The 14,885-nt window shown below is 55.0% G+C and carries 13 protein-coding genes; 12 read left to right on the top strand and 1 reads right to left on the bottom strand.

The window, feature by feature from the left end; all coding sequences use genetic code 11:
- Positions 1-192: 192 nt before the first annotated feature.
- From mnmE to HM1_RS04780, 10 genes are all read left to right on the top strand, one after another.
- Complete coding sequence (gene mnmE / locus HM1_RS04825; protein ID WP_012282176.1) at positions 193-1,593, top strand: tRNA uridine-5-carboxymethylaminomethyl(34) synthesis GTPase MnmE; 1,401 nt, start codon at positions 193-195, stop codon at positions 1,591-1,593.
- A gap of 42 nt (positions 1,594-1,635) precedes the next feature.
- Complete coding sequence (gene mnmG / locus HM1_RS04820) at positions 1,636-3,549, top strand: tRNA uridine-5-carboxymethylaminomethyl(34) synthesis enzyme MnmG (protein WP_012282175.1); 1,914 nt, start codon at positions 1,636-1,638, stop codon at positions 3,547-3,549.
- Positions 3,546-4,319 (top strand): 16S rRNA (guanine(527)-N(7))-methyltransferase RsmG, encoded by a 774-nt coding sequence (gene rsmG / locus HM1_RS04815; protein ID WP_012282174.1) that lies wholly within the window; start codon positions 3,546-3,548, stop codon positions 4,317-4,319. The genes mnmG and rsmG overlap by 4 nt, the downstream gene beginning before the upstream one ends.
- Positions 4,320-4,818: 499 nt before the next feature.
- A complete protein-coding gene (locus tag HM1_RS04810; protein WP_470303221.1) occupies positions 4,819-5,601 on the top strand; it encodes a ParA family protein in 783 nt (260 codons plus the stop codon).
- Complete coding sequence (locus HM1_RS04805; RefSeq protein ID WP_012282172.1) at positions 5,594-6,571, top strand: ParB/RepB/Spo0J family partition protein; 978 nt, start codon at positions 5,594-5,596, stop codon at positions 6,569-6,571. Before HM1_RS04810 ends, HM1_RS04805 begins: the two co-directional genes overlap by 8 nt.
- A gap of 120 nt (positions 6,572-6,691) precedes the next feature.
- Entirely contained in the window at positions 6,692-7,837 is a 1,146-nt protein-coding gene (locus HM1_RS04800) for an aminotransferase class V-fold PLP-dependent enzyme (protein WP_012282171.1), read from the top strand.
- A 1-nt stretch (position 7,838) separates the two neighbouring features.
- Entirely contained in the window at positions 7,839-8,522 is a 684-nt protein-coding gene (locus HM1_RS04795; protein ID WP_012282170.1) for a DUF554 domain-containing protein, read from the top strand.
- 223 nt (positions 8,523-8,745) lie between these two features.
- Positions 8,746-9,252 carry a DUF4446 family protein gene (locus HM1_RS04790; protein WP_012282169.1) on the top strand — a complete coding sequence of 169 codons (507 nt, stop codon included), beginning with the start codon at positions 8,746-8,748 and terminating at the stop codon, positions 9,250-9,252.
- A 112-nt stretch (positions 9,253-9,364) separates the two neighbouring features.
- Positions 9,365-10,399 (top strand): M23 family metallopeptidase, encoded by a 1,035-nt coding sequence (locus HM1_RS14465; protein WP_049754044.1) that lies wholly within the window; start codon positions 9,365-9,367, stop codon positions 10,397-10,399.
- A 90-nt stretch (positions 10,400-10,489) separates the two neighbouring features.
- A complete protein-coding gene (locus HM1_RS04780) occupies positions 10,490-10,900 on the top strand; it encodes a bactofilin family protein (protein WP_012282167.1) in 411 nt (136 codons plus the stop codon).
- A 45-nt stretch (positions 10,901-10,945) separates the two neighbouring features.
- On the opposite strand, the gene yyaC is transcribed toward HM1_RS04780, so the two are convergent.
- Entirely contained in the window at positions 10,946-11,608 is a 663-nt protein-coding gene (gene yyaC / locus HM1_RS04775; protein WP_012282166.1) for a spore protease YyaC, read from the bottom strand.
- 87 nt (positions 11,609-11,695) lie between these two features.
- Between yyaC and HM1_RS04770 the strand changes: the two genes are divergently transcribed.
- Positions 11,696-12,835, top strand: a complete 1,140-nt coding sequence (locus tag HM1_RS04770; protein ID WP_148207088.1) for a YkvI family membrane protein — start codon at positions 11,696-11,698, stop codon at positions 12,833-12,835.
- Between the two features lie 113 nt (positions 12,836-12,948).
- Positions 12,949-14,868 (top strand): selenocysteine-specific translation elongation factor, encoded by a 1,920-nt coding sequence (gene selB / locus HM1_RS04765; RefSeq protein WP_012282164.1) that lies wholly within the window; start codon positions 12,949-12,951, stop codon positions 14,866-14,868.
- Positions 14,869-14,885 lie beyond the last annotated feature (17 nt).

The following is a 14,885-nucleotide window of genomic DNA, read 5'->3' as shown; positions in this document are numbered from 1 at the left end:
GCGCAATGTGGCAGACCAACGGTTCGGCAAGCCCCGTCCGCGCCTGTACTCCCTTGGTGATGATACCGCGAAAGAGTAGAAATAAGCAGGATGATGATTGAAAAACCCTGCAGGGTATGAATGGACAATCACAGGGGAGAATAAAAAAGCGCTTAGGCGCTTTTTTTCCTGTATTGAGGAGAGGATGTTTCGATGGTAGGTGACACAATCGCAGCAGTCGCTACTCCTCCGGGAGAAGGCGGGATTGGCATCGTGCGGGTCAGCGGTCCCGGCGCCCGAGATGTGCTCAAGGCCGTCTTCCGACCGCGCTATGGGCGCGGTGTCGATGACTGGGCTTCCCATACGCTCCATCTGGGCACGATCATCCATCCCGATGACCATCGAGTGATCGACGAAGCCCTTGTTGCCTGGATGGTTGCCCCGCGTACCTTTACGACAGAGGACGTCGTCGAGTTTCACTGTCACGGCGGGTCGGTGCCGGTGAGAGAGACCTTGGGTGCTGTTTTGCGTGCAGGCGCCCGATTGGCCGAACCGGGGGAGTTTACTCGTCGCGCCTTTCTGGGTGGGCGGCTCGACCTGGCCCAGGCAGAGGCGATCATCGAAGTGATCCGCGCCAAGACCCGCGATGGGCTTGGCGCTGCCGTTTCGCAACTGGAAGGGCAGTTGTCGCGTCGGATCAGAAAGGTCCGCGATGATCTACTGGCCCTTTTGGCGCATCTGGAGGCGATGATCGATTTTCCGGAAGAAGACCTGCCGGATATTGGGAGCGAGCGAATCTGCACTGATTTGATGCAGATTCAGCGTCAGATCGGCGACATGCTAGAACGGTCTCGGACCGGGCGTGTCCTTCGGGAAGGTTGGCGCACCGTGATCGTCGGTCGTCCCAATGTGGGAAAATCCAGCCTGATGAATGCCCTTCTCGATGAACAGCGGGCGATCGTGACGGAGATCCCGGGGACGACGCGCGATGCGATCGAGGAGTATATCGATCTGGGGGGCATCCCTCTGCGGATCGTTGATACGGCCGGCATCCGAGAGACAGAGGATGTGGTGGAGCGGATCGGCGTTGAGAAGACCCGCGAGTACTTGGAAAAAGCGGATCTGGCGCTGGTCGTCCTCGATGGTTCTGATTCGTTGACAGCAGAAGATGAAACGCTGCTTCTGTCTCTCGCTGGTCGTCCGGCTGTCGTCTTGGTGAACAAAAGTGATCTCGCTGTTCGGCGTCTTGATGAGAAGCGTCTGCGATCGCTTGTGGGAGAGATGCCGATCATTTCGGTGTCAGCCAAAGAGGGTTGGGGGTTAAAGGAGTTGACGGAATTGATCCGTCGCATGGTCTATGGGGATGACGGCCTTGGTTATGCTCCCGACGGGGGACGGCTGGCGCTGGTCACCCAGGCACGGCACCGTGAAGCCTTGGAACGGTCATATGCTCATCTGCGACAGGCATTGGACGCAGTTGCTCACGGTGCCAGCCCCGACTTTTTGACGATCGATCTGAAAGCGGCTTGGGAGGCGTTGGGTGAGATTACCGGTGATACGGTCGGTGAGGACATTCTCGATAAGATTTTTTCATCTTTTTGCATCGGCAAATAGATTGTATCGCTGGCATGGTTAGCGACGGAATGAGGGTGTAATATGACCGAGTATGTAGCTGGGAAATATGATGTGATCGTCATCGGCGCAGGACATGCCGGATGCGAAGCAGCTTTGGCCTCTGCCCGCCTCGGAGCGAAGACGCTGATCCTGACGATCAGTTGGGACAACGTCGCCCTGATGCCATGCAATCCGGCTATCGGAGGTCCGGCGAAGGGCCATCTCGTCCGGGAAATCGACGCCCTGGGTGGACAGATGGGTCTGACCATTGATAAGACCTGTATTCAGATTCGCCTGTTAAATACGGGCAAGGGACCGGCTGTCCATGCCCTGCGCGCGCAGGCTGATAAAAAGCGTTATCAGCGGGAGATGATCCGCGTCCTCGAACATCAGGAGAACCTTGATGTGCGGCAGGCGATGGTGGAATCGGTCGTGGTAGAACAGGGACGTGTGCGCGGGATTCGTACGAATACGGGCGCTTTTTTTGCTGCCCCTGCCCTGGTCATCACAACCGGTACATACCTGCGGGGACGGATCATCATCGGTGACCTCCACTATCCTGGTGGTCCCAACGGTTATTTTCCATCTGTCGCTTTGGCCGCGTCACTTCGTGACATCGGTGTCCGGCTCGGCCGTTTCAAAACGGGCACACCGGCCCGCGTCGATGGTCGCACCGTTGATTTCAGTCAGATGGTGGAACAGCCTGGCGACAGGGAACCGCTGAACTTCTCTTTTCTCTCGCCGCGGATCGAGCGCAAACAGATCTCTTGCTGGCTGACCTATACGACAGAGGAGACACATCAGATCATCCGCGACAACCTGCACCGTTCCCCACTCTATGCCGGTGTGATTGAGGGCACTGGCCCGCGCTATTGCCCCTCTATCGAGGACAAGGTTGTCCGCTTTGCCGATAAGAAAAGCCATCAGGTCTTTATTGAGCCGGAGGGTGAGGGCACCCACGAGATGTATGTGCAAGGGATGTCGACGAGTCTTCCCGAGGACGTGCAGGTGACCATGCTTCGTTCCATCATCGGGATGAAGGATGTCAAGATCATCCGCCCCGGCTACGCGATCGAGTATGATTATGTGGATCCGACCCAGTTGCGTCTTTCTCTCGAACATCAGGAAATCGGCGGGTTGTTCACGGCCGGCCAGATCAACGGCACCTCTGGTTATGAAGAGGCGGCCGCTCAGGGATTGATGGCAGGGATCAACGCCGCCCGCTTCGTGAAGGGTGAAGAACCGCTTGTCCTGAAGCGTTCCGATGCCTATATCGGAGTGCTTATCGATGACCTGGTGACGAAAGGCACCAACGAACCATACCGGATGCTCACATCTCGCGCCGAGTACAGATTGCTGCTGCGCCAGGACAATGCCGATCAGCGGCTGACAGAAATCGGCCGTTCGATCGGACTGGTCGATGATCGCCGCTACCGGCGGTTTCGTGAAAAAATGCAACTCCTCGAACAAGAAGTTGTCCGTTGGAAATCTTCCTTCGTGACACCGGGAAATAAAAAAATCCAAGCGATCTTGGATGAAAAAAAGAGCGCGCCGCTGACAAAAGGCGTCTCTCTCTATGATCTGCTGCGACGACCTGAGTTGACCTATGATGATCTTATCCCGTTGTGCAATGACGGGGAGAAGGATCTGCCGATCGACCCTGAGGTGGCCGAACAGGTTGAGATTTCAGCTAAGTTTGAAGGTTACCTGGTCAAGCAGCAAGCCCAGGTGGACCGGTTTAACAAATTGGAAAACAAGCGCCTTCCCGCTGATCTCGATTACAAACGGGTTCACGGTCTTTCGAATGAGGGTCGGCAAAAATTGATCGCCAGAAAGCCTGTTTCCATCGGGCAGGCCTCGCGGATTTCTGGGGTAAGTCCTGCAGATATATCCATCTTATTGGTTTACTTGGAGCAACAGCGCCGTCTTGCGCCGGGGGAGGGGGGAGTCGATTGAGTGAAACGAAGGAAGTAGTCAAGTTCACCCAGTGGAATGGCGAACAGGTCTTTCGTTTCCGTCAACAGTTGGACAAGGGTCTTCAAGCTTGGGGGATTGCTGTTTTACCGGATTTTATCGATCACTGTACGACCTATGCCGAGGCCTTGGTGGCAACGAACGCCCACTTGAACCTCACAGCGATCACCGATCCGGATGGTGTGGCGGAGAAGCACTTTGTCGATTCTTTGAGTCCCCTATTATTGAATCTACCGAATGGGCCTGTCACCGCGATCGATGTGGGGACAGGGGCGGGGTTTCCCGGTTTACCGCTTGCGTTGATCAGGCCGCAATGGCGGGTCACCCTTTTGGACTCACTTAATAAGCGATGCCGCTTTTTAAGTGAAACAACGGAGAGATTAGGATTGACGAATGTGCAGATTCTACACGGTCGGGCGGAGGACAGTGCTCGCAACCCCTTGTTACGGGATAAGTATTCGATCGTCGTAAGCCGCGCTGTCGCCCGACTTCCAGTACTTTTGGAATTGTGTCTTCCTTTTGTTACCGTGGGGGGGAGTTTTATCGCCCTAAAAGGGCCTGACGGCCCTGCTGAGGTGGAGGAAGCTAAAAGGGCGTTGCCTTTGCTGGGCGGTGACCTTGAAGAGGTTAAGTCGATCGCTCTGCCGCTCTCGGGAGATCGGCGTACACTGATCATTGTCCGCAAGCAGAAGCCCACAGATGCGGCATATCCACGAAAAGCCGGAATTCCCAATCGTAAACCTTTGCTGTAAGAGCGTCTCCTTCGGTAGATGAATGATGTTTCACGTGAAACATCATGAAGTGATGCGGTGTGTGAAACAACGTGGAGCAGTTCGGGAAGCAAACAACAGGGAGCGGTTTTGGAATGTTTCACGTGAAACAACCTGAAGTGGTTTGATAAAATGTTTCACGTGAAACAACTCGAAGTGGTTTGATAAAATGTTTCACGTGAAACAATATGGAGTAGCTTAGCCACGTAATAGAATTGGAAGCCGTAAGAGGTGTTCCACGTGAAACAATGGATTTTGTTAAAAAAAAACGAAAATATGTTCCCTTTTTATTTTGCCCTATAGGGCTTTGAAATGAATGGGATAAGGTGATACCCTTTGAAGAGGGGGTCAACGGATTGTTGGCCTCTTTTTTCGTGTTTCACGATGATCATATTTTTTCCAAGATAAGCTCTTTTTTATGTTTTGCCTTGTGAAGGACTTGCCCTTTCCCATGTTGAAAAGAATAGGACGAATGAGGCGAATGACAAAGGTGGTGGAATCGTTGGCTCAAGTTATCGCCGTAGCGAATCAAAAAGGCGGTGTCGCAAAGACCACGACTGCTGTTAACGTAAGTGCCTGTCTGGCTGAGCTTGGCAAAAATGTGTTGTTGGTCGATATGGACCCACAAGGTAATGCCACGAGTGGATCTGGGATTGATAAGCTTCGCGTCCGTCATTGTATTTATGATGTGCTGATCAACGGCGCACCGTCGACTTCTATATTGACGAAAACGGATTGGGAGCGCTTTTTTGTTTTGCCAGCTACGATACAACTGGCCGGGGCAGAAATCGAGTTGGTCTCCGCCATCTCTCGTGAAGTGAAATTGAGACGTGCCCTCGATCCTATGCGGAATCGATTTGATTACATCATTATCGATTGTCCTCCATCCCTCGGCTTGCTGACATTGAATTCACTCACCGCTGCCGATCAACTGCTGATTCCCATTCAGTGTGAGTATTATGCATTGGAGGGACTGGGGCAGCTGATGAGCACGATCAAACTCGTACAGAAGCACCTCAACAGTGAACTTACAATTTTGGGCGTTTTGCTGACCATGTTTGACGCGCGCACGAATCTCGCCATCCAAGTGGTCGATGAAGTAAAAAATCATTTCCACGATAAGGTTTTCAAAACGATCATCCCGAGAAATGTTCGCCTGAGTGAGGCTCCCAGCCATGGTCAACCGATCATTGTGTATGATACCCGTTCACGCGGCGCTGAGGTCTATCGGGAATTGGCGAAGGAAGTGTTAGAACGTGGCTAAAAAAGGGATGGGAAGAGGCCTTGGCAAGGGTTTAGAGGCGCTGATCCCGGGTATCACTACAAATGAGGAATTGTCGAATGATAGTCAGAGCGCGATGGAGATAGATCTGGATCAGATCGAACCGAACCTTGACCAACCAAGGAAACATTTCGATCATGAGGCATTAGAAGAATTGGCCCGTTCTATCGCTGCCCATGGTGTCATCCAACCGCTTGTGGTACGTCCAATAGGCAAGGATCGCTATCAGTTGATCGTAGGAGAGCGGCGGTGGCGGGCTTGTCGACAGCTGGGTTTGACGAAGGTGCCGGTCATTATACGCGATTGGGATGAAAAGACTGTCGCAGAGGTGGCATTAATCGAAAACATTCAACGGGAGAACTTGAACCCCATCGAGGAGGCTCAGGCTTTTCGCGCACTGATCGATGATCATCAAATGACACAGGAGCAATTGGCCAAGCGAGTCGGGAAGAGCCGTTCTTATATCGCAAATGCCCTTCGTCTGCTCTCTCTGCCTGCGCCTGTACAAGCCATGGTGTCGACGGGAAAATTGACTGCCGGTCACGCCAAGGTGATCGTTGCCATTGACGATGCGTCGGTGCAAGAAACTTTCGCTTTGAAGGCGGCGGAAGAAAACTGGTCTGTTCGCAGGATGGAGGAAGTGGTTCGCCAGCGGAACCAAGAGGCGAAAAAAGACTTTATTTTCGACGCACCGGTTGCGGTGAATGATGAAAGCGATAAGCGAGATGATCAGATCACCCCTGTACCTGTTCAGGAAAAACCTCGATTAAGAGCTACACCGCCTACTGTGAATCCCGACATATCTGCCATGGAGGAACGGCTGCGGTCAAAATTGCAGACACAAGTGCGCATCCGCGCCAATGGTGCAATGGGTTTTATTGAACTTTGTTTTTATAGTTCTGATGAGTTGCAGCGCCTTTGCGATCATCTGCTAGGGAATGAAGGACCGTAAATATAGCATCCCTTGTTTCACGTGAAACAGGAAGGCAACGCATAATCCATTTGAGACGCGAATGCAGGTGATTGTTTCACGTGAAACATAACGAGAACGTCGAGAGGGGTTGAACCTTCCTTGATTTATCTGGACAATGCAGCGACCTCCTGGCCTAAACCGGATTCCGTCTGGGAGGCGGTGATGCATGTCGGAAAAAACATCGGTGCTAATCCGGGACGGGCAGGTCACCAGATGGCCATCGATGCAGGAAGGGCCATCTACAACGCACGGGTGGCCGTTGCCCGTCTGTTTCAATTCCCTGATCCGCTGCGGGTGATCTTTACTCTAAACGCCACCGATGCCCTCAACCTGGCCATTTTCGGTTTGATCAAACCAGGCGACCATGTGCTGACGACACGGTTGGAACATAATGCTGTTGTGCGCCCTTTATGGATCCTTCAGGGCAGAGGCGTAGAAGTGACCTACCTCGATGGTGATGAATACGGCAGGATAAGTCCTGAGGAACTGAAAAAAAACCGGAAGGCCAATACAAAAGCCCTGATTCTGAATCATGCATCTAATGTCACCGGGGCGATGCAGGATCTAGAGACCATCGCCAAAGCTGCTAAAGCGCTCGACCTGTTCGTGATCGTAGACGCCGCCCAGACAGCAGGCGTATTTCCCATTTCTATGGCGTCCTGGGGTATCGATCTGCTGGCCTTTCCCGGTCATAAGGGATTACTGGGTCCCCAAGGAACGGGCGGCCTTTGCATCATGCCCGGCATTGAATTGGCGCCCTTGCGCTATGGCGGGACAGGAAGCCAAAGCGAATCGGAAGCGCAACCCTTGTGTTTGCCCGACCGTTTTGAAAGCGGCACGCCCAATACACCGGGAATCGCCGGCCTTGCCGCCGGTATCGACTATATCCACCAAATTGGGCGAGAAAAGATTGAAGACCATGAGACGAGACTCATCAAATCGCTGATGCAGGGTCTCTCCGAATTAAAGGGCGTGAGGCTGATCGGGCCACCTGTGGAAGAAGCGCGGGCCGCTGTCCTCTCCTTCACAGTCGACGGCATGGCGTCTGAGGAAGTAGGTTTTCTGTTAGACAAAGCCTTCCATATCGCTGTGCGGACGGGACTGCATTGCGCTCCGGTGGCCCACCGGAAAAGCGGCACCTTGACAACTGGGACAGTCCGGCTCAGCCCGGGGGTGTTTACGACGAAAGCGGAGATCGAGGAGGTATTGGCTTCGATCACCCAGGTGGTGAACGAGGCGAAATGAGATGATCGGAACAATTGTCAACACAGTGGCGGTCATCGGCGGCGCTGTTGTAGGAGCTGTATTTCAAAAGGCGATTTCAGAAAGATTCAAAGTGACCGTCATGCAGGGGATTGGTCTGTCGGTCTGCCTGATCGGTATGCAAATGGCGCTGCAATCTAAAAACCCCCTCATCGTTGTCGCCTCACTTGTCCTCGGCGGCATCCTTGGTGAAGCGGTGGCCATTGAAGCCAAACTGGAGCGGTTCGGTAAGTGGCTGGAGAGCAAGGTGGGTTCTCACTACGGTGACGTGGCCAAGGCCTTTGTCACAGCCAGCCTGATTTACTGTGTCGGCGCCATGGCCATCATGGGTTCACTCCAAGACGGATTGACCGGAGACGCTTCCGTGCTTTTTGTGAAAGCGATGCTCGACGGGATCACCGCCATCATCTTGGCGTCCACCTTGGGAATCGGCGTTGCCCTCTCAGCGCTTCCCCTCTTCGTGTACCAAGGCGCCATCACGATGACCGCTTCCTATATACAACCTTTCCTCCAGCATGGGATGATCGCCGAGATGACCGCCGTGGGCGGTTTGTTGATCACGGGAATCGGAACGAACATACTTGGTGTTACCCGATTGCGGGTGGGCAACCTACTGCCGGGAATACTCTTTGCCGTCTTCGGTGCAGGGCTTTTTCCACCCCGTTGAGCGATCTCCGTCGGCGCTACGCCGACAGTGGAATTAAACCTTGATACACCAGGCGTAATTTTTAGCGTTTATGGGAATACTTGTGTAAGCATCGCGGCTACCCATGCCTTCGCGCTTTTCCACAAGAAGCGCCCAAGTTGCCCTCTGAAAAATATCGACCTGGTAGAGGAAATAGGGCAGATACGTGGAAAATAAATGGACGGGCGAAGGGGGGGTATTTGTAATGCCGGAAATCATCGAATGGGCCAATGAAAATATCGTTGGCTTGACGATTCTCTGTCTTGGACTGACCATCTCAATGATGGTGATCGGCTTGATCGCCTTGGTGAAATCGCAAAAGATCACCGACATGTATCAGGCCTTGCTGAGAGGGCAAGAAGGAGAAAACCTTGAAGCGCTGCTTCTAAAAAATATGGAACTGTCCAAAGCATTGCAACAGCGGATCGAAACAATGGAGCGTTCCATTTCTCAACTTGAGGCCATCAGCAAGGAGACAGTTCGTCATGTGGGCATCGTCCGCTTTAACGCCTTTGAAAACGTCGGATCTGATCAGAGCTTTGCCGTCGCGATGCTCAATGATCAACGAAACGGCGTTGTGATCAGCAGCCTCTATGGGCGAGAACTGTCCCAAGTGTATGCCAAGCCCATACAAAACGGAACATCCTCATACTTATTGTCGGATGAAGAAAAAGAGGCCATCGCAAAAGCTTTATCGGATTTGGAAAAATAAATCAATCCTAAAATTCCCTATTGCAAAGCAGGAAAAATATGTACCTTACCGAAGAGGTTTATATGCACCTTCACCGAAGAGGTTTTTGTCAATCAGGGAATTTAAAAGAGGGGTGAGCCCCATCCCAAAAGAGGAATCACCGCGTCGCGCCCGTCGACAACCCTATACGATCATCTTTGCACCAGGTTCAGGCCAAAACACATGGACTATCGTCCTATCGCCGGAACGCATGCGGCACTTGCTGATCGGCGGCGCCATGGCCGGTGGTTTCTTGCTTATCATCGTCATCCTATCCGTCTACGTCTTGTTTCAGTTAGGTGAGTTGCAGCGGTTGAGATCTGTCAACCAGGAGCAGGCCAAGCAAATCCAAGAATTAAAGGATTTTTCCGTCACCGTTCAAGATAAACTGACCAGGGTGAAAGCGTTAGACAGGCAGATCCGGCGCATGGTCGGCATCGATGGCGGCGCGGAAGAAGCGGAGGAGGCGCCCTCACAGTTTCCGGAACAAAGCTCCGCTGTTAATGAATCGGGAAAAAAGATAGGGCAGGCTTTTCGGACGATCCCTTCTCGATCGGGCAGCAACAGCCAACAAGGGACAAGCATGGGCGCTACGCTGAAGCAACGGTTCAGCGCAGAACAGGCTCAACTGCGACTTTTGTCTGCCACGATCCGGCAAATGGATGCTGAATTAGAAGAGCAAGCAAAACAACTGCAGCGGCTGAACAAAGAGGTGACAGACCGGCTCGCCTACTTGGCCTCTGTCCCCTCGACCTATCCCGTACGAGGAACGGTCAGTTCTGCCTTTGGGAACCGCCGTTCCCCTTTTGGCGCAACGACGGAGTTTCATTCCGGGTTGGATTTGGCTGCTGCTTACGGCACACCTGTTCGCGCGGCGGCGAAAGGTGACGTCGTCTTCACTGGATGGAAGCCAGGCTTGGGCAGGGTCGTCGAGATCGACCATGGTCATGGATTTCAAACAGCCTACTGCCACCTTTCCGCGATCACCGTGAAAGTCAATCAGGTGTTGGAACGCGGCGACATGCTGGGCAAAGTGGGAAACAGCGGACGAAGCACCGGCCCGCATCTGCACTTTATGGTGTATCACCAGGGGAAACTGCAGGATCCGGAAGGCTATCTTCTGCATTGAAAGCAATCAACTCCGTCGCTGATCCATCGAGAAGCAATCCGAAAAAAGCCTGCCTGTTCGATGAGGCAGGGTGAAGGAGGCGAATGGCCCATGTTCGGCCGGAAAAAAGAAGCAAACCACACTGCCGTTGATCGCATCGATACGGTCATCGGCAAGGAATCTTTGTTCACCGGCACATTAAAGGCCACTGGAACAGTCCGTATTGACGGCCAGTTTAGTGGCGAAATAGTCGGAAAAAGCGATGTGATTATCGGGGAAACCGGTCGTGTCGAAGCGACGGTAGAAGGGCGCAACATCATCATCGCCGGAACAGTCCATGGGAACATCGATGCCTCCGGACGCCTGGAAATCGCCACGACGGGAAGGCTCTATGGAGACCTGACGGCCAGCAGCCTGATCATCGATGAAGGCGCTGTCTTTCACGGAAGCTCACGGACGGAAACACGCTCTGCCTGTTCTGTCGACGACGCCGAGGAGGAAGTCCTCGACAGGGCGCTGTAGAAGGAGCCTGCTCAATATTTTTTTGCGCAAGACTTACGAGATCGCTTACGGCCAGACAGGCTCTACCTTCTGGGCGTCCAGCGCGGTGGCGGAAGACTGGAAGGTCAGTGAGGCCACCGGTTTGCGGCGGGCCGCTTGGTAATAGCCGTACAGGAGACCGCGGCTGATCTGGTTGGAGAGTTTCATCACTTCCGAGAGCCGGGTGTTTTGCAGCACCATAAACTCCATAAATCCGCCGACATTGACAATGCCGGTGATGTGAAGATCTCCGATTTCCGGGAGATCTTTTTTTACACCTGCGCCGGGACGCAACCCGCCGAGGGACAGGGTGATCTGCCCCACCTGATCGATGCGCCCGAGCGATGCGTCGATGGCGATGATCAAGGCGCCGGGGTGGAACGCTTCAATGGCTTTTTTCTTCTCGGCGAGGTTGGTTGCGTGAATGGGCTCATCGAGGGTGCCGTAGATATGATAGTAATGGGAAGCCAGGGGCGTCAGTTGGGTACCGACCAGCGGTCCCAGACAATCGCCAGTCGAACGGTCCGTGCCGATGCAAAAGACGACGCGCGGGCGGCTCAACGTGGGATCCAGGTAGAGGATGAGTTCAGCCAAGGCATCACCGAGCCTATGGGCGCATTGCCGGCTGTTTGACAAAAAATATTGTTTTTCTCCGGCCAGCAAGCGCTGCCAGTCACGTTGTTCTGCCATGTCCAAACTCCTTTGCCCACAGTTTAGTAACAGCATTCCCAAGATGAGGGAAAATAAACCATTCTAGCTATGGAATGGGGGATGACGATGGCTGCTTTATGGCAGATACAGGTGGCTTCCGTCTATATAGGCGCTGTCCTAGGGGCCGGCTTCGCTTCCGGTCAGGAGATCTTCCAATTCTTCGTCCGCTACGGCCAAGCAGGGTTGCAAGCTGTGATGCTCTCGGGCCTGCTCTTCGGTCTACTGGGTCCGGCGATTTTTTTTGTCTGCCGGAGCCGGGGATTTAGCCGTTATCAAGAACTCTTGAATGGGCTCTTCGGAGAAACCTTCGGCAAAGTCATGGACGGCCTGATCATCTTTTCCCTCTTTGTCGGGGTGATGGTCATGCTGTCCGGCGCAGGCGCGCTCATGTCCCAGCAGTGGGGATGGCCGCCCTGGATTGGTGTGGTCGGTACGACGGCGCTGATCCTCCTCGCCCTCTGGTGGGGAATCGAGTCCTTGATCTGGGTCAACACCTTTCTGGTTCCATTAAAATCGATCATCTGCCTGGCTGTCGCCCTGGCCATCGTCATCTGGACGCCGTCGATCGAGGACACACCCGTTGTGCCGACGGCGCTGACCTGCCTGGCCGGCTGGGCGAACCCCCAGCCGGCGTCAACAGAGCCCAGCGCCTTGCTGCCGGATTCACCGGCCTTAAGCGCCTTTTTGTATGTCTCCTTCAACATCACCATGTCGTTGGTGGTCCTCGTCGCTTTGGCTCCCCAGGTACGCCGCCGGGGCGGTTATACGGGCGCTGCAGCCGGCGGGGTGCTCCTTGGCTTTTTTGCCTACCTGCTGACCACAGCCATGCTGCGCTATGTGCCGGAGATTGCTGCATACCCGGTGCCGATGCTGTTTCTCGCCGGCGCGTTACATCCCTGGACCGGGCAGATCTACGCCTTTCTCCTCTGGCTGGCCATGTTCACCGCCGCTTTGGGGAGCGCCTTCGGCGCCGCCCTTCGATTAGCCAAATGCGACCAAGGGCCCGCCTTCCGGAAAAACCTGACCGGATCAGTGCTGGCCGTCTGCCCCTTTGCCATGCTTCCCTTCGCCGATCTGGTGGCCACCTTGTACCCCTTTTTCGGCTATGTCGGCTTACCCTTGATCATGGCGGTGGTCTGGGTGACGATCAAGGAGATCGGTCGGCGTGTGGCGACGTCAAAACCATTTTTTACCATTGACCGGTGATGTATCCTATGCGCCTGCAGGGGTGATCGTTTTCTTGATAAAAACAGATTAAAAAAATAGAATCATAGTCATGGAACATACCGCCGGATCAGAAAAGGCGTGGAGGGGTGGAGATGTCAACACCGGGGCTCGTTCATGCCATCATCGGAACAGCTGGTCACATTGATCATGGAAAAACGCGGCTGGTGGCGGCGCTGACCGGCGTCGACACGGATCGGCTGAAAGCAGAAAAGGAACGGGGCATCTCCATCGAATTGGGATTTGCGCCCTTGCGTCTTAGCGACGGCCGGAGGGCCGGCATCGTCGATGTGCCGGGCCATGAGCGTTTCATCCGGCATATGGTGGCCGGTGTCACCGGGATGGATGTGGCGATCCTGGTCATCGCCGCCGATGAAGGGGTGATGCCCCAGACAAGGGAACATCTGGATGTGATCGAACTGCTTCAGGTTCCCCGAGGCATCACTGTGTTGACGAAGACAGACCTCGTCGATGACGAGTGGCTGGCCATGATCACCGAAGATGTGGGCCAATTTCTGGCCGGAACATCTTTGGCTGCATCGCCGATCCTGCCTGTATCGGCTGTCAAGGGGCGAGGGATCGCAGACCTAAAGGAGGCGCTTACATCCCTGGTCGGGGATTTGCCTCGTCGGCCCTTCGCCGGTCCGGCCCGGCTGCCTATCGATCGCGTCTTTGCCATGAAGGGATTCGGCGTCATCGTCACCGGTACGCTGGCATCGGGGATGCTGCGCGCCGGCGATACCTTGACGATCTATCCCTCCGAGCGTCCGACACGCATCCGGGGATTGCAGGTGCACGGCGAAAAAGTCGACGCCGCCTGGGCCGGGCAGCGGGTGGCTGTCAACCTGTCGGGCGTCGAAGTAAGCCAGGTGGCGCGTGGCGACGTGCTCGCCAGCGCCGGATCCCTTCAGCCGGGCTATCGGGTCACCGTCCGGTTGCAGAGACTCAACCGAGAGGATAAGGCGCTGCAGGATCGGGAACGCATCCGCTTTCATGCCGGCACGAAGGAAACGCTGGGGCGGCTGTCCCTCCTCGACAGGGAAAGGATCGAACCGGGCGAATCGGCTCTCGCCCAGATCCTGCTGGAGGAACCGGTCGTCGTCGCCAAAGGCGATCCCTTTGTCATCCGCACCTATTCACCGGCCCGTACGGTCGGTGGTGGCCAGGTGATTGAACCTGCCGCGGGCAAGTGGAAAAAACAGCGGCCCGATGTGATCGCCCACCTCTTCGCGCTGGAACAGGGAAGCCCTGCCGAACGGCTCGCTTGGCACCTGGCCCGAACGGGCCTGCCGGTGACGCCGACGGAAGCGGCGAACCTGCCGGGATTTGACCGTGACAGCGTGGAAGCGGTGCTGGCAGGCTCCGCCTCTGTTGCGCTCCTAGGCGGCGACGGTGTTGAATATCTCGCCAATGCAGCGCAAGTCACAACCTTGGAAAGGGGCTTACGCTGCGACCTGGATGCCTATCATCGTCGCTATCCTCTTCGCCGGGGGATGCCGAAGGAGGAACTGAAGAGCCGCCTCGTTCCTGCCTGGAACGCCAAAGCCTATGGCGCCTTGTTGGAGATGTGGAAGCAACGCGGTCTCATCATTGTCGATGGGAAGACCGTCGCTCTCGCTGAGCGGAAGGACAAGCCGCCGAAGGAGGTGGTTCGCCTGTTGGCGGCGCTGGAGGACTGGTTTCTTCGTGACGGTCTGCATCCGCCCTTGCCGAAGGAGGCGAGAGACTGGTTGGTTCGGGAGGGGCTGAGCGCCGAGAGCGCCGAAGAGTGCCTGAACTGCCTTGTCGAGCGGGACAGGCTGCGCAAGATCGGCGATGATCTGCTCTTTCACGTCCAAGCCCTCGCTGATTTTCGTCAAATGATCGTCAATGCCTTGCGCGATGGCAGGGAGCTGACTGTCGCTGAGGCGCGCGATCTCGCCAAGAGCTCTCGGCGGTACATGGTGCCGCTGCTGGAGTGGCTGGATCGGGAACGGGTGACGAGACGCGTCGGCGACAAACGCTCCCTGTGGTAAGACAAGCCTGCAGAGCA

The organism is Heliomicrobium modesticaldum Ice1 (assembly GCF_000019165.1).
Lineage (GTDB): Bacteria > Bacillota > Desulfitobacteriia > Heliobacteriales > Heliobacteriaceae > Heliomicrobium > Heliomicrobium modesticaldum.
Note: the sequence above shows the minus strand (reverse complement) of the source record. Positions and strands in the feature narration are given on the sequence as shown.

Coding starts and splice junctions, on each gene's coding strand:
- mnmE (WP_012282176.1), top strand. CDS start 193: ATGGTAGGTGACACAATCGCAGCAGTCGCTACTCCTCCGGGAGAAGGC.
- mnmG (WP_012282175.1), top strand. CDS start 1,636: ATGACCGAGTATGTAGCTGGGAAATATGATGTGATCGTCATCGGCGCA.
- HM1_RS04810 (WP_470303221.1), top strand. CDS start 4,819: ATGACAAAGGTGGTGGAATCGTTGGCTCAAGTTATCGCCGTAGCGAAT.
- HM1_RS04795 (WP_012282170.1), top strand. CDS start 7,839: ATGATCGGAACAATTGTCAACACAGTGGCGGTCATCGGCGGCGCTGTT.
- HM1_RS04790 (WP_012282169.1), top strand. CDS start 8,746: ATGCCGGAAATCATCGAATGGGCCAATGAAAATATCGTTGGCTTGACG.
- HM1_RS04780 (WP_012282167.1), top strand. CDS start 10,490: ATGTTCGGCCGGAAAAAAGAAGCAAACCACACTGCCGTTGATCGCATC.
- yyaC (WP_012282166.1), bottom strand. CDS start 11,608: ATGGCAGAACAACGTGACTGGCAGCGCTTGCTGGCCGGAGAAAAACAA.
- HM1_RS04770 (WP_148207088.1), top strand. CDS start 11,696: ATGGCTGCTTTATGGCAGATACAGGTGGCTTCCGTCTATATAGGCGCT.
- selB (WP_012282164.1), top strand. CDS start 12,949: ATGTCAACACCGGGGCTCGTTCATGCCATCATCGGAACAGCTGGTCAC.